Source organism: Acidovorax carolinensis (assembly GCF_002157145.1).
Taxonomy (GTDB): Bacteria; Pseudomonadota; Gammaproteobacteria; order Burkholderiales; family Burkholderiaceae_C; genus Acidovorax; species Acidovorax carolinensis.
In genome coordinates, this window is record NZ_CP021361.1 from 3,905,107 (window position 1) to 3,925,149 (window position 20,043).

Sequence of the window (20,043 nt, forward strand, 5' to 3'; positions counted from 1 at the left end):
CCACCGACACCATGAGCGCCGTCTTCTCGCCCCCCGCCAACGCCCCCGAGGCACGCTTTGAGCCGCTCACGCTGGCGCGGCTGGACGACGTGCTCGACGTGGAACACAGCGCCTATTCCCACCCCTGGACCCGCGGCAACTTCACCGACGCCATGGCCTCTGGCTACCAGGCCCAGCTGCTGGTGGCGGGCGACCGGTTGCTGGGTTACTTCGTGGCCATGATGGGAGTGGACGAGGTACATCTGCTCAATATCACCGTGGCCCCGGCCTACCAGAAGCAGGGCTGGGCCCGGGTATTGCTCGACGCCCTGGCGCTGTGGTCGCGCGGGCGCGGCGCCCAATGGCTGTGGCTGGAAGTGCGCGTGAGCAATGAGCGCGCCCTGCACGTTTACCTGGCCCATGGTTTTCGCCGCGTGGGCGAACGCAAGCGCTACTACCCGGCCCACGCAGGCCAGCGCGAGGATGCGGTGGTCATGAGCCTTCCCCTGTGAACCCCTTCCTCCCCCATGCACCCGCCTGCACCTGCCCTTGTGAGCCCGCCGCTATGAGCCTTCACCTCGATGCGCGCCAGCGCGCCATGCTGCAAGAGATGGGGGTCACTGTGTGGGCGCCCGCTGAAGCGCTGACGCCGACACCCGCGGCGGACCCCGTGGCCGTTCCCGCGCGCGGGCCGCGGACCGCAAACGCCCCCGCAGCCCCGCCGCGCCGGTGGTTGCGGCAGCCGCCCGCACCGAGCCGGCACCTCGCCCCGTGCGGGAACGTGCAGCGCCCGCCAGCGCTGCCCTGCGGCCCTGCCTTCAGCGCCGCAGGGCGGCGGCGCGTCGCCCGCGTTGATCCTGCATGCGGCGCAGGCGCTGTACCCCACGGCCGATCCGGCGCAGACGCCGGCCGAGCTGGGCGCGGGCTGGCTGGTGGTTGCCGAAAGCCTCTCGCCCACCGAGCCGCTGGCGGGCGATGCCGGCCGCCTGCTCGACAACATGCTGCGGGCCATGCGGCTGCACCGCCACCCGCGCGTTTATCTGGCCGCGCTGGAACGCCCCCAGGCCGGCACCGCCGCAGAGGCCATCGACATCGCCCCGTTATTGCACGACATGGTGGCGGCACTGCGTCCCGCCATGGTGCTGGTGCTGGGCCATGTGGCAGCCCGGGCCGCCCTCGCGCGCACCGAACCCCTGGGCCGCCTGCGCGCCGAGCTGCATCAGCTGGCGGGCTGCCCGGCCATCGTCACCTACGACCCCGCGTTCTTGCTGCGCTCCCAGGGCAACAAGGCCGCCGCCTGGGCCGATCTGTGCCGTGCGCTGGCGCTGGTGCAGGCCGCCAGCCCAGGCACATAAAACCCGCCATTGGCACGGGCTGGCGTCACACGGACGCCATCGATGCAGTGCCATAATCCGCGGCTTGAACTTTGACGGAGAAAACCCCGTGGAAACCTACCCGAGTTGGTAGCTTTCAGCTCCCCGGCCTGCCGTGGGGATGAAAGCACCCCCAAGCCCCACTGCAGATGCCACCTATCACGGGAGTGAGCCATGCTCAATATCTTTTCGCTCGCCAATGGCCGGCTGTTCCAGGAAGAAATCGAATCCCTGGAAGAACTCACCCGCTTCCAGCCCATCTGGGTTGATCTGGAAAACCCCACGCTCGAAGAAAAGCGCTGGATCAAGCAGCACTACGGCCTGTCCATCCCCGAAGACGCGATGGACGAGGACATCGAGGAATCCGCCCGCTTCTACGAAGAAGACAACGGCGACCTGCACATTCGCAGCGACTTTCTCATCGATGACAACGAACAGCCGCGCTCGGTGCGCGTGGCTTTCATCCTGAACCTGACCAACCCCGAGCTGAAAAGCAAGGGCGTTCTGTTCTCGATCCACGATGAAGACGTGCCCGTGTTCCGCCTGCTGCGCATGCGCGCACGCCGGGCGCCAGGCCTGATCGAGGATGCCAAGGAAGTGCTGCTGGCGCTGTTCGACGCCGACGCCGAGTATTCGGCCGACACGCTGGAAAACATCTACGACGAGCTGGAGAAGGTCAGCAAGCAGGTGCTGGCTGGCGATGTGACCGACACCCGCGCTGGCGAGGTGCTGGCCGCCATCGCGCGCCAGGAAGACTTGAACGGCCGCATTCGCCGCAACGTGATGGACACACGCCGCGCCGTGAGCTTCATGATGCGCAGCAAGATGCTCAGCTCCGATCAGTTCGAGGAGGCCCGCCAGATCCTGCGCGACATCGAGTCGCTCGACAACCACACTGCCTTCCTGTTCGACAAGATCAACTTCTTGATGGACGCCACGGTCGGCTTCATCAACATCAACCAGAACAAGATCATCAAGATCTTCTCGGTGGCCAGCGTAGCACTGCTGCCGCCCACGCTGATTGCCAGCGTGTACGGCATGAACTTCCAACACATGCCCGAGCTGGCCAAGGAGTGGGGCTACCCCTACGCGCTGCTGCTGATGCTGGCCAGCGCGCTGGGCCCCATGTGGTATTTCCGCAAGCGTGGCTGGTTGAAGTAGCCCCCTGAGTAACCGTCTTCAAAGTCAAGCACTATGAAGCGAAACATCCCAAGGTTTACCGGTTCTGACCATGGCGTTGAGTATGGTCAGCAGCTAGCGCATGCAAGCGACCAAGGCCACCTTGGGCGCGCCAGTTGAAACCAACGGTCGAATCGGCCACTAGCGCTTACCAGTAAAGCGCTAGCAGCTATTAATTTCATAGTCTTTGTAAAAACGATTGCACCATGTGGTCGGCATAGCGGCTGGCCACGGTCTGCACGAACTGCGCGAAGTCGCCATGCGCGGCATCGTCGGCCCGGTCGGAGATGGTGCGCACCGCCGCAAACGGCACGCCATAGTCAAGGCACACCTGGGCCACGGCGGCGCCTTCCATTTCCACGGCCAGCACGTCATGGCCCGCTTCGCGCAGCGCGGTGCGCAGCCGGTCGGACTCGTGCGCGGCCGATACAAAGCGGTCGCCGCTGGCCATCAGGCCGTGGTGCACCTGCTGGGCAAGATCGCCATTATTTGAGTCAAATAGCCCTTCAGCGCTTATCAAGCAAGCGCGAGCAGCTTCCAAAAGAAGAGCAGACAAAGCCACATCGCAAGCCAGCCGCGCCCGTGCGTAGCCCGGCAGCTCCCAGCGCGGAAACAGGGGCGAGGCGTCCATGTCGTGCTGCACATAGTCCTGCGCCACCACCACATCGCCCACCCGCACGCCATCGCCCACTCCACCAGCCACGCCCGTGAACACGATGCGTGCCGCGCCAAACCGCTCGATCAGTGCCGTGGCCGTGGTGGCGGCTGCCACCTTGCCGATGCCCGAAAGCGCCAGCACCACGCTGTGGCCGTGCAGCGATCCGGTCCAGAAAACACGCCCCGCATGCACCCTGCGCTGGGGGTGCTGCAAGCTGGCCACAAGGCCCGATTGCTCTTCGGCAAGTGCGCTGAGGATGGCGGTGGTCATGGGCCCCATTATTTCTGCATGAAAAAACCCTGGGCCGTCTGGCACCAGGGTCTGGCGGCTGCACGGGGCGGCCAGGAAAATTCAGTACTCGATGTCCACACGGTCGGCGTGGAGGACACGCTATTTCTTGTCGCGCAGTTCGCGGCGCAGGATTTTCCCGACGGGTGTCTTGGGCAGCTCGGTGCGGAACTCGATCACCTTGGGCTGCTTGTACCCCGTCAGTTCGTGGCGGCAGTATTCGCGCACATCGGCTTCGGTGAGATCGGGCGACTTCTTGACGATCACCAGCTTGACGGCTTCCCCCGATTTCTCGTCGGGCACCCCCACCACGGCGCATTCCAGAACGCCGGGACAATTGGCCACGACTTCCTCGACCTCGTTGGGGTAAACATTGAAACCGCTGACCAGCACCATGTCCTTCTTGCGGTCCACGATCTTGAAATAGCCGCGCTCGTCCACCACGCCGATATCGCCGGACTTGAAGTAGCCGTCTTCGGTCATGACCTTGGCGGTTTCATCCGGGCGCTGCCAGTAACCGGCCATCACCTGCGGGCCCTTGATCGCGATCTCGCCGGGCTGGCCGATTGTGGTGACCTCATGACCGTCATCGTCGAGCAGCTTCATGTAAGTGCTGGGCAAGGGCACGCCGATGGTGCCGGTGAACTCCTTGGCGGTCACCGGATTGCAGCTCGCCGAGGGGCTGGTTTCCGACAGGCCATAGCCTTCGCAGATGGGGCAACCCGTCTTTTCGAGCCACAGTTTGGCCACGGCGCCTTGCACGGCCATGCCGCCGCCCACCGAGACCTTGAGGTTCTTCCAGTTGACGGTATTGAAGTCGGGGTGATTAGCCAGCCCGTTGAACAGCGTGTTCACGGCCGGGAAGCTGTGGAAAGTGTGCTTGGACAGCTCTTTGAGCACCGCCGGCAGGTCGCGCGGGTTGGGAATCAGGATGGTCTTGCCGCCCGTGCGCATGGACAGCATCATGTTCACGGTGAACGCGAAGATGTGGTACAGCGGCAGCGCACAGATGCTGGTGGGCTGTTCGCCGGCAGGCACCGTCTGCATGACCGGGTCGTTCCAGGCCTCGGACTGCAGCACATTGGCGATCACGTTGCGGTGCAGCAGAACGGCGCCCTTGCTCACGCCGGTGGTACCACCGGTGTATTGCAGCAGCGCGATGTCATCGGGCTTGATGTCGGGCTTCTTGAACGTGCCACGGGAACCCTGGGCAACCGCGTCATTGAAGCGCACTGCCGCTGGCAGGTTGTAGGCGGGCACCAGCTTCTTGACGTTGCGCACCACGTAGTTGACCAGTGTCCCCTTGAGCAAGCCCAGTTGGTCGCCCATGGCGCACAGCACCACATGCTTGACGGGCGTGTGGGTAATGCACTGCTCCAGCGTGCTGGCGAAGTTCTCGATGATCACGATGGCCTTGGCGCCCGAGTCCTTCAACTGGTGCTCCAGCTCGCGCGGGGTGTACAGCGGGTTCACATTGACCACGACAAAGCCGGCACGCAGGATGGCCGCCACCGTGACGGGGTATTGCGGCACGTTGGGCATCATGATGGCCACACGGTCACCCTTGACCAGACCCAGGCTCTGCAGGTAGACCGCAAAAGCGCTGCTCAGGGCGTCGGTCTGCGCATACGTGACGTCCTTGCCCATGAAGCTGTAGGCAATGCGGTCGGCGTACTTGGTGAATGCCTCGTCCATGAGGGCGACAAGTGACGGGTACTTGGACGGGTCAATGTCAGCGGGAACACCTTGCGGATAGGCGGCCAGCCAGGGGCGGTCGGTCATTTTCATTGTCTCCTGATAAGTTTCATGGTGTCCACGAAAGCCCGCCGATGCCTCCCAGCACGGTCGTGCTTTTCCCGCGAGGGGATTATGCCCCGTCAGCCCTTGAGCGCGGTGAGCACTTCGTCGAGCATCTTCTTGGCGTCGCCGAACAGCATGCGGTTGTTGTCCTTGTAGAACAGGGGGTTGTCCACCCCCGCATAGCCCGATGCCATCGACCGCTTCATCACGATCGAAGTCTTGGCCTTCCACACTTCAAGCACCGGCATGCCCGCAATGGGACTGGATGGATCGTCGAGCGCGCTGGGGTTCACGATGTCGTTGGCGCCAATGACCATGGCCACATCGGCATCGGGGAAGTCCTCGTTGATCTCGTCCATCTCCATCACGATGTCGTAGGGCACCTTGGCCTCGGCCAGCAGCACGTTCATGTGGCCGGGCATGCGGCCCGCCACCGGGTGAATGGCAAAGCGCACATTCACGCCCTTTTCACGCAGGGTCTTGGTGATCTCGTACACCGTGTGCTGGGCCTGGGCCACGGCCATGCCATAGCCGGGCACGATGATGACGCTCTTGGCATCGCGCAGCAGTTCGGCCGTCTCGGCGGAGCTGACAGGCACCACTTCGCCTTGGGGTTCTGCTGCCTCGCCCTTCTTGGCAGGCGTGCCAGCCCCCGAGCCGAAACCACCCGCGATCACGCTGATGAAGTTGCGGTTCATCGCGTTGCACATGATGTACGACAGGATGGCGCCCGAGGAACCCACGAGCGCGCCGGTGACGATGAGCAGATCGTTGGAGAGCATGAAGCCCGTGGCCGCCGCCGCCCAGCCCGAGTAGCTGTTGAGCATGGACACCACCACCGGCATGTCGGCGCCGCCAATAGCCATGACCATGTGGATGCCAAACAGCAGGGCGATCACCGTCATCACGATCAGCGGCAGCATGCCTTGCTCCACCGTTTCGGCCTGCAAAAACGCACGACCGAACCAGATCACGACCAGCAGGCCGGCCAGGTTGAGCCAGTGGCGCCCAGGCAGCAACAGCGGCTTGCCGCCGATCTTGCCGTTGAGCTTGCCAAAGGCAATGAGAGAGCCCGAGAACGTGACGGCGCCGATCAGGATACCGACGTAGATTTCCACCTCGTGGATGGTTTTCTCCACGCCCTGCAACTGGATCGAGGTGTCCACATAGCTGGCGAAACCCACAAGGCAGGCCGCGAGGCCGACCAGACTGTGCATGAGCGCAACCAGCTCGGGCATCTGGGTCATCTTGACGACCTTGGCGGCATACAGGCCGATGCCGCCGCCGATCACCAGCGCGCCAACGATCCAGGCGATGCCCGAGGCGCTGACGCGCGGGCCGAACACGGTGGCCAGCACGGCCAGCGCCATGCCCACCATGCCGAACAGGTTGCCGCGGCGTGAGGTTTCGGGGTTGGAGAGCCCACCCAGACTGAGGATGAACAAAATGGCCGCGCCCAGGTAGGCAACGGTAGCGAGACTTTGGGACATGTTCGTCTTTCCTTGTCTTTGTCGTTGTTATTTGCGGAACATGGCGAGCATGCGACGCGTCACGGCAAAGCCGCCGAACATGTTCACGGCCGTGAGCACCAGTGCGGCGAAGGCCAGCCAGAGAATCAACCCATCCGGGCGCCCATTGATGCCTGCGTCGGGCGGCGCGATCTGCACCAGCGCGCCGATGGCGATGATGCTGGAGATGGCATTGGTCACGCTCATCAGCGGTGTGTGCAGCGCGGGTGTAACGTTCCACACCACCATATAGCCGATGAAGCAGGCCAGCACGAACACCGTGAAGTGCCCCAGGAAGGCCACGGGGGCATAAGCGCCGATGGTCCAGAACAGCGCGGCCAGCACGGCAAAAACGATGGTCAGCGTCTTGGCCGACATGGGCGCGCCCGGACCATGGCTGGATTTCTTCGCGGCCACGGGGGCCGCCGCAGCCTTGGGCGCCGGCGCGGGAGCTTGCTTGAGTGGCGGGGCGGGCCAGGTGATGGTGCCATCTTTCACCACCGTGAGGCCGCGGATCGCGTCGTCCTCCATGTTGACCACGGCCACGCCATCTTTGGCCTTGCACAGCTCTTCGGTCAGGCGAAGCAGGTTGGTGGCGTACAGCGTGGACGACTGCTTGGCCAGGCGCGAGGGCAGGTCGGTGTAGCCGACGATGGTCACGCCATGGCGCACCACGGCTTGGCCAGGCATGGTCAGCTCGCAGTTGCCGCCCTGCTCGGCGGCCATGTCCACGATCACGCTGCCGGGCTTCATGCTCTGCACCATCTCGGCGGTGATGAGCTTGGGCGCGGGCTTGCCCGGGATCAGCGCGGTGGTGATGATGATGTCGGAATCCTTGGCTTGGCTTGCGTACATCTGCCGCTGCGCGGCCTGAAAGCCCTCGCTCATGACCTTGGCGTAGCCGCCACCGCCTGAGCCTTCCTCTTCGTAATCCACTTTGACAAACTCGCCGCCCAGCGACTTGACCTGGTCGGCCACCTCGGCGCGCGTGTCATTGGCACGCACGATGGCGCCCAGGTTGGCAGCGGTGCCAATGGCGGCGAGACCCGCCACGCCAGCGCCCGCGATGAACACCTTGGCGGGCGGCACCTTGCCCGCCGCCGTGATCTGGCCGTTAAAAAAGCGGCCGAAGGCATTGGCCGCCTCGATGACGGCGCGGTAACCCGAAACGCCGGCGGTGGACGTCAGCGCGTCCATTTTCTGGGCCCGGCTCAGGGTGCGCGGCAGGCAGTCGATGGCCAGCACCGTGGCCTTGCGGGCGGCCAGCTGCTGCATCAGTTCGGGGTTCTGGGCAGGCCAGATGAAGTCGATGAGCGTCGTGCCCTCGCGCATCAGCGCCACTTCGTCGCTGCTGGGCGGGCGCACCTTGAAGACGATGTCCGAAGCTGCCCACAGTGCAGCAGCGTCGCCCACGATCTTCGCGCCCGCTGCGCGGTAAGCGTCGTCGCTGAAATTGGCGGCATCCCCGGCACCCGACTCCACGGCGACAACAAAGCCCAGCTTGATGAGTTTTTCCACCGTATCGGGCACGGTGGCCACGCGCTTTTCTCCGGGGAAGGTTTCCCTCGGCACGCCGATACGCTGCGGCTGCGGGACTGGGCTTGTCTGCATCAGAGATCTCCTCAAGTTTCGTAATCGTTATGCCAGGCCGTGAGACACGGGAACTGGCGTGCGCGAGTGACTGGAAGGGGGCACAGAAAACAGGAACAGCGAAATGACCAAATGGGTACTTTTTTGAAGGCGACTTGGTATCAGACATTTCGCACGGCACCCTCCCCGGGCAAGCTGACCGCGAGCTTACATGAAGACAATCGAATGTCTGTCGCATTCCCACCATACGGGCAAGGCTCACCTGCACTTTCCCGCCGCACCACAAAAAAAGCCGGAGACACGCAGTTCCCCGGCTTTTTCCGGGGCCGCTGGCTGCGGCCCCACAGTGCTGCAGATCAGTTCACCCGTTGCGCCAGCGCGCCCGAGGCGTATTGGCCGGCCACCACCTGCAGGCTGTGGCCCTTGATCTTGGCGCCCTGGCCCTCGCAGCCGAATTCGATATAGCGCTGCTTGCAAATCGCCTTGGCGGCTTCGCGCGCAGGCTTGAGCCATTCGCGGGCATCGAATTTTTCGGGGTTCTCGGCCAGGAACTTGCGCACCGCACCGGTCATGGCCAGACGGATGTCGGTGTCGATGTTGATCTTGCGCACGCCGTGCTTGATGGCCTCCTGGATTTCCTCGACGGGCACGCCGTAGGTTTCCTTCATCTTGCCGCCGTACTGGTTGATGATGGCCAGCAACTCGGCCGGCACCGACGACGAGCCGTGCATCACCAGATGGGTGTTGGGAATGCGCTGGTGGATTTCCTTGACACGGTTGATGGCCAGGATGTCGCCCGTGGGCTTGCGGCTGAACTTGTAGGCGCCATGGCTGGTGCCGATCGCAATGGCCAGCGCGTCGAGTTGCGTGGCCTTCACGAAAGTGGCGGCTTCTTCGGGGTCGGTCAGCATCTGGCTGTGGTCGAGCTTGCCCTCGGCGCCAATGCCATCCTCTTCACCGGCTTCACCGGTTTCCAGGTTGCCCAGACAGCCCAGTTCGCCCTCCACCGTGACGCCCACCTTGTGCGCCATCTCCACCACCTTGCGGGTGACTTCCACGTTGTAGTCGAACGACGAGGGGGTCTTGCCGTCTTCCATCAGCGAGCCGTCCATCATCACCGAGCCGAAGCCCAGATCGATGGCGCCCGCACAAACCTTGGGCGAGGTGCCGTGGTCCTGGTGCATCACCAGCGGAATGTGGGGATACATTTCGGCAGCGGCCTGGATCAGGTGCTTGATGAAGGCCTCGCCCGCGTATTTGCGCGCGCCGGCGCTGGCCTGCAGAATCACCGGGGCGCCCACCTCGTCGGCCGCAGCCATGACGGCCTGCACCTGTTCCAGGTTGTTGACGTTGAAGGCAGGGATGCCATAGCCGATGGTGGCAGCATGGTCGAGCAGTTCGCGCATCGAGACGAGGGGCATGGTGGTGAAGTCCGTTCAGGGTTGATGGGGGCGCTGCCAGGCAGCCGCTGCGGCGGTAACCGCTTGGTAACCCGCAATTTTACCCGGCTGCCGCAGCGGCGGGGGGCGGGAAATCCAGACGGTAGCAAGTGGTGAATGGCGCCGGCGCTGCCACCGCACCAAAGGCACCGCCATGCATTTGCGCCACGCGCAGCACGATTTCATGCCCCAGGTGCAGGCTGTCCACGGGGCGCGCCACCCTGGCATTGCCCATATCCGCCAGGAGCCGCCCGCCGTCATCACACACCTGCAGCCAGGCTGCACCGGTGTCGAGCTGTCCGATCTGCACGGAAATCCGGGTGCCCTGCGGCGTATGTTTGAGGGCGTTCTCGACCAGATTGCGCACCGCCAGGTCCAGCAGGACCGCATGCCCTGTCAGTTCCAGTGTGTCGGGCGCCTCCAGGGCGATATCGCCCCCCCGTTGCCATGCGGCCTGCGCATAGTCGGCACACACCGCACGCGCCATGGCCGCCAGGTCCACCGGTGCCTTGGCTTCGTGCAACTGTGCGCGGCTGGCCCGTGCGAGCGCCAGCAACTGGTTCAGCACATGGCCGGCACGCAAGGCGTCCTGCCCGATCCGCGCCACGGCCTGAGCCTGCGCCTGCGGATCCAGCGCGCCCGCCAGCGCACTGGCCTGCAGCGCGATGGAAGACAACGGCGTGCGCAGCTCGTGGGCCACTTCATTGGCCAGCCGCCGCTCGCGCACCAGCGCGTCATGGTGCCGGTCCAGCAGGGTGTTGATGGACACCACCACCGACTCGAACTCGGTCCAGGCGTGACGCGACGCCAGCCGCTGCGAGCTGGCAGGGTCCAGCGCTGCCACGTCCGCAGACAGGGCATACAAGGGCCGCAAGCCGCGCCGCAACGCCAGGCCCAGGGCCAGTGCCACCACGGGCAGCAGCCATAACCCGGGCACGACCATCTGCTCGGCGATGTCTTGCGCCAGCTCGTCACGCTCGCGCAATTCCAGCAGCACCATGACCTTGCGGGTTTTTGCCGCATCCCATTGCGAAAAACTGCGCCAGGCCACGGCCTGTGGACCCAGGCGCAAGTCGGCAAACCCCTCCGAGACCGCGAAGACGGGCAATGGCGCACTGCCGCTTTGCGCCAGCACACGCCCGGCGGCATCCCACTGCACCACGCTGATGGATTGCTGGTAGTCATGTGATTTGAGCCACGGCATCGGCGCGCGCTGCGTGGTGACGGACGTCTCCACGGCCTCGGAAGCGCGCAGATTGATGAGCAGCGCTGCCACACTGGCCAGATGGCCATCGGTCAGTTCATCGGCTTCGTGCACACCGGCGCGGTAGCCCATGAACACAAAGCTGGCCCACACCAGCACCAGTGCGCCCAGGGACCACAGCAACAGGTGCCGGGTCAGGGAATGGCGACCCGCTCCCGTGGCGGCCGGCTGTTCAGCGGCACCTGGTGCCGGCATCACACAGCCTCCTGCGGCATGAAGTACCCCACACCCCGCATGGTCTGGATGCAACCGCTGCCCAGCTTGCGGCGCAAATGGTGGATGTGCACTTCCACCGCGTTGCTTTCGATGGCTGATTGCCAGCTGTAAAGGCGCTCTTCGATCTGCTGGCGTGACAGCACACGGCCCCTGGCCTGCAGCAGCACCAGCAAGACGGAAAACTCGCGGGGCGACATCTCGACCGGTTTGCCATCCTGTACCACCGTGCGCGCGGCCGGGTCCACTTCGATATCCCCGTAGCGGATGGTGGGAGAGGCCCGGCCCGCAGCACGGCGCAGCAACGCACGCAAACGTGCGTCGAGTTCATCGACATCAAAGGGTTTGACCAGATAGTCGTCGGCGCCCTGGTCCAGGCCGGCAATGCGCTGGCTGACCTGGTCGCGGGCCGTCACGATGAGCACCGGGGTCGCAGGATCAGGCAACGCCGGCGCGCATGCCCCCAGGCCGGCAGTCGGCGGGCTGGTTCGCAGCCGCTGCAACAGTTCACTGCCTTCACCGTCGGCCAGCCCCAGGTCCAGCAGCACGGCGTCGAAGGGCTCGGCGCGCAACGCGTTCCAGGCCGAGGCAACGCCATCGCACACATCCACGGCATAACCGCGTTGCTGCAGGTTGGTGCGCAGCCCGTCGGCAATGCCCGCATCGTCTTCCACCACAAGGATTCGCATGGCCCCATTGTCGCCGTGACGGGACTTCGCGGAAAAGGTTAAGACCCCGTTAAGCGCCTGCGCCTATGGTGCCCCCCATGCCGCATTCGAGCCTTCACCCTGCCTTGCCTCCCAGTTCCCCACGCACCAATCTGGCCTGGACCATTGGCACCCTCATGTGCCTGCTGGCCTGGGACGCCCTGGGGCAAGACCGGGCGCTGGCCCATGCTTTCGGCTCGGGCAACGGCTTCCCGCTGCGCGAGCAGTGGTTTTTTGTCCAAGTGCTTCACGAGGGTGCGCGCCGCACGGCCTGGCTTTTTTTACTGCTGCTGACCCTGGGCGTATGGTGGCCGATGGGCTTGCTGCGGCGTATCGACCTGGGGGAGCGGCTGCAGCTGGCCGTCAGCGCGCTGGTGGCACTGTTTGTGGTGAGCAGCCTCAAAAGCCTGAGCGCCACCAGTTGCCCCTGGGACCTGGCCGAGTTCGGCGGCGTGGCTCGCTATGCATCGCACTGGGCCCTGGGTATCGTCGATGGGGGGGGCGGGCGCTGCTTTCCGGCGGGCCATGCCTCGGCGGGGTTTGCCTTTCTGGGCGGCTACTTTGCCCTGCGGCGGCGCCAGCCGCGCGCTGCGCGCCTGTGGCTGGCGGCATCGCTGGCCGCAGGCCTGATTCTGGGCGGAGCCCAGCAGGTGCGCGGCGCCCATTTCATGAGCCACACCCTGTGGACGGGCTGGCTGTGCTGGACCACCGGCTGGCTGTGCGACCTGGCGGCGGGCTTGTTGCGCCAGCGCTTTGCGTTTGTCGACAGCCAATTGCCGCCAGACCCACCGCCCCATGCGACAACGTGACCTGGCCATCCGTCAAGCGGAAAGCGCCATCAACTGGCGCGGCAGATTTTTAACATGTTGGTGCCGCCAGGTGCGCCCATGGGTTCGCCGCAGGTGATGGCATACACATCGCCGCGCTGCACGATGCCGCGGCTCTTGAGATGGCCTTCGGCCTGCTCCAGTGCCGTGTCGCGGTCGGCGCTGGTGTCCATCAGCAAGGGCCGCACATTGCGGTACATGGCCATCTTGCGCTGCGTGGCGACCTTGGGCGTGAGCGCATAGATCGGGATATGGCTGCGGTGGCGGCTCATCCACAGGGCGGTGGCGCCGCTGTCGGTCATCGCCACGATGGCCTTGGCCTCCAGGTGGTGGGCCGTGAACAGCGCACCCATGGCAATGGACTGGTCGATGCGGCCAAAGGTGCGGCCGGTAAAGTCGGCGTCCAGCCGGTGGTCCTCGGCCGCCTCGGCAGCGGCGCAGATCTTGGCCATCTCTTCCACGGTCTCCAGGGGATATTTGCCCGCCGCCGTCTCGGCGCTGAGCATCACCGCGTCGGTGCCGTCCAGCACGGCGTTGGCCACGTCGCTCACTTCGGCCCGGGTGGGCACCGGATTGGTGATCATGCTTTCCATCATCTGCGTGGCGGTGATGACCACCTTGTCAAGATCTCGCGCCATGCGGATCATCTTTTTCTGCAAGGCCGGCACGGCTGCGTTGCCCACCTCCACCGCCAGATCACCGCGCGCCACCATGATGCCGTCGCTGACGCGCAAGATGGCCTCGAGGTGCGGGATGGCCTCGGCGCGCTCAATCTTGGCGATCAGCCCGGGCTTGTGGCGGTATTCCGTAGCCGCCACATTGCACAGCTGGCGCGCCATCTCCATGTCGGTCGCATTCTTGGGAAAGCTCACGGCCACATAGTCGGCCTGGAAACCCATGGCCGTGCGGATGTCGTCCATATCCTTGGCGGTGAGGGCGGGCGCCGTGAGGCCGCCGCCCTGCTTGTTGATGCCCTTGTTGTTGGACAGCTCGCCTCCGATCTTCACCGTGGTGTGCACGGCCTCGCCGCGCACCGCGTCCACCGTGAGAACGATCAGGCCGTCGTTGAGCAGCAACACATCGCCCGGCTTCACGTCACGCGGCAGCTCCTTGTAATCGAGCCCCACGCCGGCCAGGTCACCCGGCTCGGTGCGCGAGGCATCCAGCACGAACGGCGCGCCCTGCTGCAGGTGCACCTTGCCTTCGGCAAACTTGCCGACCCGGATCTTCGGGCCCTGCAGGTCCGCCATGATCGCCACCTCGCGCCCGGCCCGCTGCGCGGCCGCGCGCACTGCCGTGGCGCGGTCGATATGGTCCTGCGCCTTGCCGTGGCTGAAGTTCAGCCGGACCACATTGACCCCTGCGCGGATCATGGCCTCCAGCAATGCCGGGTCGCTGGATGCGGGGCCCAGGGTGGCAACAATCTTGGTGGCGCGACGGTTGGACATGGATGCGTCTCTTTCACTGAACATGTAATTGAGTTTCCATTTTTACACGAATGCGGTTACACCCACGAAACCAACGCTCCCCGCGCGCCCGCGCCGCTCGCCCGGTTCAAGAGATGGGCGCGCAGCCGCTTCAGGCGCGCATCAGGGCTTCGATTTCGTCGGCCTTCACCGGCACACCGCGCGTGATCAGCTCGCAGCCGGACTCGGTGACGATGGCGTCGTCCTCGATGCGGATGCCAATGTTGTGGAACGCCTCGGGCACGCCCGCAGCAGGCCGCACATAGAGGCCCGGCTCGATGGTCAGCACCATGCCCGGGCGCAGCACGCGGCTGGGGCGGTTGGTGATGAGCTCGCCCGAAAGCGGGTCCTTGCGCTGGCTCACCTGGCCCAGCTCACCGGGCTCCACATAGCTGCCGCAGTCGTGCACGTCCATGCCCAGCCAGTGGCCGGTGCGGTGCATGTAGAACTGGAAATAGGCCCGCTGGTCGATCACATCCTGCACCGAGCCCACCTTGTTCTTGTCGAGCAGGCCCAGATCCAGCAAGCCCTGCGCCAGCACGGCCACGGTGGCATCGTGCGGGTCGGTGAAACGGGCGCCCGCGCGCGTGGCGGCCACGGCGGCGTCCTGGCTGGCCAGCACCAGGTCGTACAGCGTGCGCTGCGGCCCGGTGAAACGGCCATTGGCCGGGAAAGTGCGCGTGATATCGCTGGCATAGCCGTCGAGCTCGCACCCGGCGTCGATCAGCACAAGCTCGCCATCGCGCACGGGCGCGGTGTCGGCGCGGTAGTGCAGCACGCAGGCATTGGCGCCCGCCGCCACGATGGAGCCGTAGGCCGGGTATTGCGAGCCATGCTGGCGAAATTCGTGCAGCAGCTCGGCATCCAGGTGGTATTCGCGCACCTCTTCGCCGGCACGCAGCATGCGGGCCGAGCGCTGCATCGCCCGGACATGGGCGCCCGCGCTGATCTGGCTGGCGCGGCGCATGATGGCCTGCTCGTGCGCATCCTTGACCAGGCGCATTTCATCGAGCAGCGTGCACAGGTCGTTTTGCACCGCCGGGCACAGCGCGCCGTAGCGCACGCGGGCGCGCACGGCGTTCAGCCAGCCCTCCACCCGGGCGGCCAGACCGCTGTGGGTGGCGAACGGGTACCAGACGCAGGCCCGGTTTTCCAGCAGGCGCGGCAGTTGTGCATCCAGCTCGCCGCTGGCATGGGCGGCATCCACGCCCAGCGCGGCAGGCGCTGCCTGCGGGCCCAGCCGGTAGCCGTCCCAGATCTCGCGCTCCAGGTCCTTGGGCTGGCAAAACAGCGTGCTGCGGCCGTCATGGGTGATGACCAGGCAGGCGCCCGGCTCGGTAAAGCCGGTCAGGTAATAAAAGTAGCTGTCGTGGCGAAAAAGGAAATCGCTGTCCCGGTTGCGCTGGCGCTCGGGCGCCGTGGGGATGATGGCGATGCCGCCTTCGCCGAGCATCGAGGCAAGACGGGCACGACGCTGGGCGTAGATGGATGACTGTAGACTCATTCGCACATTTTGGGCCCATCTGGCGATGGGCCACCCGCCTGCTGGCGAATTTCCTTCCAAATCCCGGCCTTTCGGCGCCGCAGCGTGCGGGCCCCTTCAGTTTCTCCAACGCATGTCTGACCTGTTCACGTCCCTCTTGCAGTTCATCATCGCAACCTTCATCCCCTTGGTCGGGCTCGTGCTGGCAACCGCACTGCTGGTCTACGTTGTGTATGCGCGCTGGATCGACATCCCCCACAAGTGGCTGCTGACCCGGCGCACCGTGCAAGTGCTGCTGGCGGTGGCGCTGCTGTGCAATGCCTGGCTGGGTTTGCGGCTTTATCTTTCGCACAGTGCACAGCAGGCCTGGCGGGACAGCGCGGCAGTGCGCCTGGGCCGGGAGCGGTTTGTGCTGCCACAGGACTATGTTTATGGCGAGCTGACCATCCCTGCGGGCAGCCTCATCAACCGCAAAGACCCGTTCGACAAGGGCGAACCCGCCCGCCCGCTGGCGCCGCATGGGCTGGAGGCCGTGCGATTCTCGCAGCCGGTGCAGGTGGCGGGTGTCTGGGCCAGCGCGCTGCAGACCGTGCCCATGCGCGTGGAACTGGCGCAGGACCAGCGCATCGGCCCGCTCTACCGCTTTGACAGCGCCAGCCAGAGCTGGGTGCCCAACACCGTGGTGCCCGCACTGGCCTGCAAGAAAGGTCAGATTGCCCTGTTCCAGGTGCCGCACATCGCGTACGACATCCAGGCAGAGCTGGGCAAACCCGCCCCCGATGGACCGCAGGCACGGTTTCTGCCCAGCCAATGGCTGTTTCGCAACTGCGAGGTCGGCCCGGCGATTGCCCTGGAACCCGCGCATGGCACCGTTGCCGCTACGGCTGCCCCTTAGCCGGCTCAGCGGTTGAGTTCTGCGAGCCGCTCGGGCGTGCCGACATCGGTCCAGCGGCCGGTGTAGAGCGCGGCGGACACACGGCCTGCGTCCATCGCACGGCGCAGCAGCGGGGCCAGCGGGGCCTTGACGCCCCCCGGGTTACCCGCCGGGATGTCACACCAGGGCGCAGCAAACAGCTCGGCGCGCAGCAGTGCAAGGGTGCTGTAGGTGTAGCGCGGCGCGGGGTCGTCTGCGGACAGGTTGAGTGCCAGGCCTTCACGGGACAAACCGAAGTCGCCGTGCGGGTTGTGCGCCGGGTTGGGCACCAGCCACAGGTGGGCCAGATGGTTGCTGGCCGCAAACGCCTGCACGGCGGCGCTGTCGAACACGAAGTCGGGTGCAAACACATCGCCCGCGGCCAGCCAGAAAACAGGCCCCAGCTGCGGCAGCGCGCGCGCAATGCCGCCCGCCGTTTCCAGCGCGCCACCAAAATCCACGCCTTCGTGCGAGTATGAAATTGATAGCTTATCGCGCTTATCCCATAAGCGCTGCAGGCCATTTTCATTGGAAAAATACGCCGGAATCTGCGCTCCCAGCCAGGCGGTGTTGATCACCACGCGCGACACACCAGCATCGGCCAGTGCCTGCAAATGCCACTGCAGCAGCGGCCGGCCCTGCACCTGCAGCAAGGGTTTCGGGGTGGTGTCGGTAAGGGGCCGCATGCGCTCGCCACGGCCTGCCGCCAGCACCAGCGCGGGCACTTGCAAAAATGCCGGCTGCGTCATCGCACGGCCCCGCTGGCCTGGCCCACGGCGCCGCGCTGCAGGGCATGGCGTTGCACTTCGGTGGGCTCGAACAGGGCCAGCAGCGCATCCATCAGCGTCTGGGCCTTGACCGAATGGTCGGCGCCGAAGTTGCACACATACACATCCAGCGTGACGGCGGTCTGCTCGGGCCAGGTGTGCACGCACAGGTGCGATTCGGCCAGCAACACCGTGGCCGTGACACCGCCCGGGCCTTGCGCCGTGGCCGGAAAGCGGTGGAACAACTGGTCCACCGCCTGCAGCCCCGCAGCGCGCACGGCATGCGTGCAGGCCAGGGCCAATGCGGCGGCATCCAGCAGGCGCTGGGGGGCGCAGCGGCAGCCACGCAGATCGGCAGTGAGATGCAGTCCTTGCATGGCCAGCACTGTAGTGCATAGCCACCCGCCCGGCGGCGTGCGCGGGGGTCCGCCAGGCCCCCTGCGGGCCGCACCGGTAAAATGCCGGGTTTCCCTGAACCTCCCACCCGGAGCCGCCCACCCCATGGCCAACACCCAGCAATCCCACCAGATGGCCAACGCAATTCGCGCGTTGGCCATGGACGCAGTTCAACAAGCCAATTCCGGCCACCCCGGCGCCCCCATGGGCATGGCCGACATGGCCGTGGCGCTGTGGGGCCGCCACCTCAAGCACAACCCGTCCAACCCCCAGTGGTTTGACCGCGACCGTTTCGTGCTGAGCAATGGCCACGCCTCGATGCTGCTGTATGCACTGCTGCACCTGACGGGCTACGACCTGCCGCTGCAGGAACTCAAGAATTTCCGCCAGCTCGGTTCCCGCACGGCGGGCCACCCCGAAGTGGGCCACACGCCCGGCGTAGAAACCACCACCGGCCCACTGGGCCAGGGCATCACCAACGCCGTGGGCTTTGCGCTGGCAGAAAAACTGCTGGCCGCCGAATTCAACCGCGAAGGCCATGCCGTGGTGGACCACCACACCTACGCGTTCCTGGGCGATGGCTGCCTGATGGAAGGCATCAGCCACGAAGCCGTGTCGCTGGCCGGCGCCTGGAAGCTCAACAAGCTGATCGCGCTGTATGACGACAACGGCATCAGCATCGACGGCCAGGTCGCCCCCTGGTTCATCGACAACACCCCCCAGCGCTTTGCCGCCTGCGGCTGGAACGTGATCAACGCGGTCGATGGGCATGACGTGGACGCCCTGGCCGCCGCCATCGCCACGGCAAAGACCAGCACCGACAAGCCCACGCTGATCGTCTGCAAGACCGCCATCGGCAAGGGCAGCCCGAACCGCGCCAACACCGCCAAAGCCCACGGCGAGCCCCTGGGTGCCGAGGAAATCAACCTCACCCGCGCCGTGCTGGGTTGGTCGCACGAGCCCTTCGTGATCCCAGAGTCGGTCTATGCCGACTGGGATGCCAAGGCCGCTGGCGAAGCCTTTGAAACCGAATGGACCCTGCGCTTTGCCGCCTACGAGGCCGCCTACCCGGAACTGGCGTTTGAGTTGACCCGCCGCATGCGCGGTGACCTGCCCAAGGACTTCGCCCAGGTGGCGGTGGACACCGTGGTCGCCGCCCACACCAAGGCCGAAACCGTGGCCAGCCGCAAGGCCAGCCAGCTGGCGCTGGAAGCCTTCACCGCCGCGCTGCCCGAGCTGCTGGGCGGCAGCGCCGACCTGACCGGCTCGAACCTCACCAACACCAAGAGCACGCCCGCGCTGCGCTTCGACGACGAAGGCAAGGTGGTCAAGACCGAAGGCGGTCAGATCGGCCGCCACATCAACTACGGCGTGCGCGAGTTCGGCATGGCCGCCATCATGAACGGCGTGGCGCTGCATGGCGGCTTCATCCCCTACGGTGGCACCTTCCTGACCTTCAGCGACTACAGCCGCAACGCCATCCGCATGGCCGCGCTGATGAAGCAGCGCGTGATCCATGTCTTCACGCACGACTCCATCGGCCTCGGTGAAGACGGCCCCACGCACCAGTCGGTGGAGCACGCCGCCAGCCTGCGCCTGATCCCCAACCTAGATGTGTGGCGCCCCGCCGACACGGCCGAGACCGCTGTGGCCTGGAGCGTGGCCCTGTCCAACCGCGACAAGCCCACCGCGCTGCTGCTCTCGCGCCAGAACCTGCCCTACGCACCCAAGCGCGATCTGGGCGACATCTCTCGCGGCGCCTATGTGCTGAGCGAGCCATCGGACGTGGGCCTGAAAAAGAAGCCCGTGGCCGTGATCATTGCCACCGGCTCTGAAGTGCAGCTGGCACTGAAGGCCCAGCGCCTGCTCGCCGACACGAAAGTGGCCGTGCGCGTGGTCTCCATGCCCAGCACCACCACCTTCGACCGCGAAGACGCCAAGTACAAGAAGGCCGTGCTGCCCGCAGGCCTGCCGCGCATTGCCGTGGAAATGGGCGTGACCGACGGCTGGTGGAAATACGGCTGCGCCGCCGTGGTGGGCATCGACACCTATGGCGAATCGGCACCGGCCCCGGTGCTGTTCAAACACTTCGGTTTCACCGAAGAGAACGTGGCCGCCACCGTGTTGGCCGCGCTCAAGCGCAAGTGATCGGACAAGGGGCCCCGCAGTGATGTGGAGCCCCTTTGAGTTTTG

17 protein-coding genes and 1 pseudogene are annotated in these 20,043 nt (G+C 65.6%); 6 read left to right on the top strand and 12 right to left on the bottom strand.

Annotated elements, in window-relative coordinates; translation table 11 throughout:
* Positions 1-11: 11 nt before the first annotated feature.
* From rimI to corA, 3 genes are all read left to right on the top strand, one after another.
* Positions 12-491 carry a ribosomal protein S18-alanine N-acetyltransferase gene (gene rimI / locus CBP34_RS18370; RefSeq protein ID WP_086913677.1) on the top strand — a complete coding sequence of 160 codons (480 nt, stop codon included), beginning with the start codon at positions 12-14 and terminating at the stop codon, positions 489-491.
* A 339-nt stretch (positions 492-830) separates the two neighbouring features.
* Complete coding sequence (locus tag CBP34_RS18375) at positions 831-1,334, top strand: uracil-DNA glycosylase family protein (RefSeq protein ID WP_094098855.1); 504 nt, start codon at positions 831-833, stop codon at positions 1,332-1,334.
* 192 nt (positions 1,335-1,526) lie between these two features.
* Positions 1,527-2,513 carry a magnesium/cobalt transporter CorA gene (corA, locus tag CBP34_RS18380; RefSeq protein ID WP_086913678.1) on the top strand — a complete coding sequence of 329 codons (987 nt, stop codon included), beginning with the start codon at positions 1,527-1,529 and terminating at the stop codon, positions 2,511-2,513.
* Positions 2,514-2,537: 24 nt separating this feature from the next.
* On the opposite strand, the pseudogene CBP34_RS19545 reads toward corA, so the two are convergent.
* The 8 genes and pseudogenes from CBP34_RS19545 to CBP34_RS18415 all read right to left on the bottom strand — a co-directional run.
* Positions 2,538-2,636 (bottom strand): annotated as a pseudogene (locus CBP34_RS19545) (IS110 family transposase); the annotation flags it as partial.
* A gap of 73 nt (positions 2,637-2,709) precedes the next feature.
* Positions 2,710-3,459, bottom strand: coding sequence for a 5'-methylthioadenosine/adenosylhomocysteine nucleosidase (locus CBP34_RS18385; RefSeq protein ID WP_094098856.1), 750 nt, complete (start codon positions 3,457-3,459; stop codon positions 2,710-2,712).
* A 120-nt stretch (positions 3,460-3,579) separates the two neighbouring features.
* Positions 3,580-5,259 carry a long-chain-fatty-acid--CoA ligase gene (locus tag CBP34_RS18390; RefSeq protein ID WP_086914247.1) on the bottom strand — a complete coding sequence of 560 codons (1,680 nt, stop codon included), beginning with the start codon at positions 5,257-5,259 and terminating at the stop codon, positions 3,580-3,582.
* Positions 5,260-5,354: 95 nt separating this feature from the next.
* Positions 5,355-6,767 carry a Re/Si-specific NAD(P)(+) transhydrogenase subunit beta gene (gene pntB, locus CBP34_RS18395; RefSeq protein WP_094098857.1) on the bottom strand — a complete coding sequence of 471 codons (1,413 nt, stop codon included), beginning with the start codon at positions 6,765-6,767 and terminating at the stop codon, positions 5,355-5,357.
* Between the two features lie 27 nt (positions 6,768-6,794).
* A complete protein-coding gene (locus CBP34_RS18400) occupies positions 6,795-8,396 on the bottom strand; it encodes a Re/Si-specific NAD(P)(+) transhydrogenase subunit alpha (RefSeq protein WP_094098858.1) in 1,602 nt (533 codons plus the stop codon).
* 335 nt (positions 8,397-8,731) lie between these two features.
* Complete coding sequence (fba, locus tag CBP34_RS18405) at positions 8,732-9,796, bottom strand: class II fructose-bisphosphate aldolase (protein WP_094098859.1); 1,065 nt, start codon at positions 9,794-9,796, stop codon at positions 8,732-8,734.
* Between the two features lie 79 nt (positions 9,797-9,875).
* Complete coding sequence (locus tag CBP34_RS18410) at positions 9,876-11,273, bottom strand: histidine kinase dimerization/phospho-acceptor domain-containing protein (protein WP_094098860.1); 1,398 nt, start codon at positions 11,271-11,273, stop codon at positions 9,876-9,878.
* A complete protein-coding gene (locus CBP34_RS18415) occupies positions 11,273-11,980 on the bottom strand; it encodes a response regulator transcription factor (RefSeq protein ID WP_094098861.1) in 708 nt (235 codons plus the stop codon). Before CBP34_RS18415 ends, CBP34_RS18410 begins: the two co-directional genes overlap by 1 nt.
* 77 nt (positions 11,981-12,057) lie before the next feature.
* Here CBP34_RS18415 and CBP34_RS18420 point away from each other — a divergent pair, with 77 nt between their 5' ends.
* Positions 12,058-12,807 (top strand): phosphatase PAP2 family protein, encoded by a 750-nt coding sequence (locus CBP34_RS18420; protein ID WP_094099263.1) that lies wholly within the window; start codon positions 12,058-12,060, stop codon positions 12,805-12,807.
* Between the two features lie 29 nt (positions 12,808-12,836).
* On the opposite strand, the gene pyk is transcribed toward CBP34_RS18420, so the two are convergent.
* Positions 12,837-14,273: a pyruvate kinase gene (gene pyk, locus CBP34_RS18425; RefSeq protein ID WP_094098862.1), complete on the bottom strand. Its 1,437-nt coding sequence runs from the start codon at positions 14,271-14,273 to the stop codon at positions 12,837-12,839.
* A gap of 130 nt (positions 14,274-14,403) precedes the next feature.
* Positions 14,404-15,795, bottom strand: coding sequence for an aminopeptidase P N-terminal domain-containing protein (locus CBP34_RS18430; RefSeq protein ID WP_094098863.1), 1,392 nt, complete (start codon positions 15,793-15,795; stop codon positions 14,404-14,406).
* A 112-nt stretch (positions 15,796-15,907) separates the two neighbouring features.
* Between CBP34_RS18430 and CBP34_RS18435 the strand changes: the two genes are divergently transcribed.
* Positions 15,908-16,669, top strand: a complete 762-nt coding sequence (locus tag CBP34_RS18435) for a hypothetical protein (protein WP_094098864.1) — start codon at positions 15,908-15,910, stop codon at positions 16,667-16,669.
* Positions 16,670-16,674: 5 nt separating this feature from the next.
* Here the strand turns inward: CBP34_RS18435 and CBP34_RS18440 are convergent, their stop codons facing one another.
* Positions 16,675-17,436, bottom strand: coding sequence for a nucleotidyltransferase family protein (locus CBP34_RS18440; protein ID WP_094098865.1), 762 nt, complete (start codon positions 17,434-17,436; stop codon positions 16,675-16,677).
* The gene (gene speD, locus CBP34_RS18445; protein ID WP_094099264.1) at positions 17,433-17,831 is read right to left on the bottom strand and encodes an adenosylmethionine decarboxylase; all 399 of its coding nucleotides are present in this window, start codon (positions 17,829-17,831) and stop codon (positions 17,433-17,435) included. The genes CBP34_RS18440 and speD overlap by 4 nt, the downstream gene beginning before the upstream one ends.
* 124 nt (positions 17,832-17,955) lie before the next feature.
* Here speD and tkt point away from each other — a divergent pair, with 124 nt between their 5' ends.
* On the top strand, positions 17,956-19,998 hold the full coding sequence (gene tkt, locus CBP34_RS18450) for a transketolase (protein ID WP_094098866.1): 2,043 nt from the start codon (positions 17,956-17,958) through the stop codon (positions 19,996-19,998).
* Positions 19,999-20,043: the final 45 nt, after the last annotated feature.

What these genes read in the sequence shown, in the direction of transcription:
- rimI (WP_086913677.1), top strand. Translation starts at nt 12, where the DNA reads ATGAGCGCCGTCTTCTCGCCCCCCGCCAACGCCCCCGAGGCACGCTTT.
- corA (WP_086913678.1), top strand. Translation starts at nt 1,527, where the DNA reads ATGCTCAATATCTTTTCGCTCGCCAATGGCCGGCTGTTCCAGGAAGAA.
- CBP34_RS18385 (WP_094098856.1), bottom strand. Translation starts at nt 3,459, where the DNA reads ATGACCACCGCCATCCTCAGCGCACTTGCCGAAGAGCAATCGGGCCTT.
- CBP34_RS18390 (WP_086914247.1), bottom strand. Translation starts at nt 5,259, where the DNA reads ATGACCGACCGCCCCTGGCTGGCCGCCTATCCGCAAGGTGTTCCCGCT.
- pntB (WP_094098857.1), bottom strand. Translation starts at nt 6,767, where the DNA reads ATGTCCCAAAGTCTCGCTACCGTTGCCTACCTGGGCGCGGCCATTTTG.
- CBP34_RS18400 (WP_094098858.1), bottom strand. Translation starts at nt 8,396, where the DNA reads ATGCAGACAAGCCCAGTCCCGCAGCCGCAGCGTATCGGCGTGCCGAGG.
- fba (WP_094098859.1), bottom strand. Translation starts at nt 9,796, where the DNA reads ATGCCCCTCGTCTCGATGCGCGAACTGCTCGACCATGCTGCCACCATC.
- CBP34_RS18410 (WP_094098860.1), bottom strand. Translation starts at nt 11,273, where the DNA reads ATGCCGGCACCAGGTGCCGCTGAACAGCCGGCCGCCACGGGAGCGGGT.
- CBP34_RS18415 (WP_094098861.1), bottom strand. Translation starts at nt 11,980, where the DNA reads ATGCGAATCCTTGTGGTGGAAGACGATGCGGGCATTGCCGACGGGCTG.
- CBP34_RS18420 (WP_094099263.1), top strand. Translation starts at nt 12,058, where the DNA reads ATGCCGCATTCGAGCCTTCACCCTGCCTTGCCTCCCAGTTCCCCACGC.
- pyk (WP_094098862.1), bottom strand. Translation starts at nt 14,273, where the DNA reads ATGTCCAACCGTCGCGCCACCAAGATTGTTGCCACCCTGGGCCCCGCA.
- CBP34_RS18430 (WP_094098863.1), bottom strand. Translation starts at nt 15,795, where the DNA reads ATGAGTCTACAGTCATCCATCTACGCCCAGCGTCGTGCCCGTCTTGCC.
- CBP34_RS18435 (WP_094098864.1), top strand. Translation starts at nt 15,908, where the DNA reads ATGTCTGACCTGTTCACGTCCCTCTTGCAGTTCATCATCGCAACCTTC.
- CBP34_RS18440 (WP_094098865.1), bottom strand. Translation starts at nt 17,436, where the DNA reads ATGACGCAGCCGGCATTTTTGCAAGTGCCCGCGCTGGTGCTGGCGGCA.
- speD (WP_094099264.1), bottom strand. Translation starts at nt 17,831, where the DNA reads ATGCAAGGACTGCATCTCACTGCCGATCTGCGTGGCTGCCGCTGCGCC.
- tkt (WP_094098866.1), top strand. Translation starts at nt 17,956, where the DNA reads ATGGCCAACACCCAGCAATCCCACCAGATGGCCAACGCAATTCGCGCG.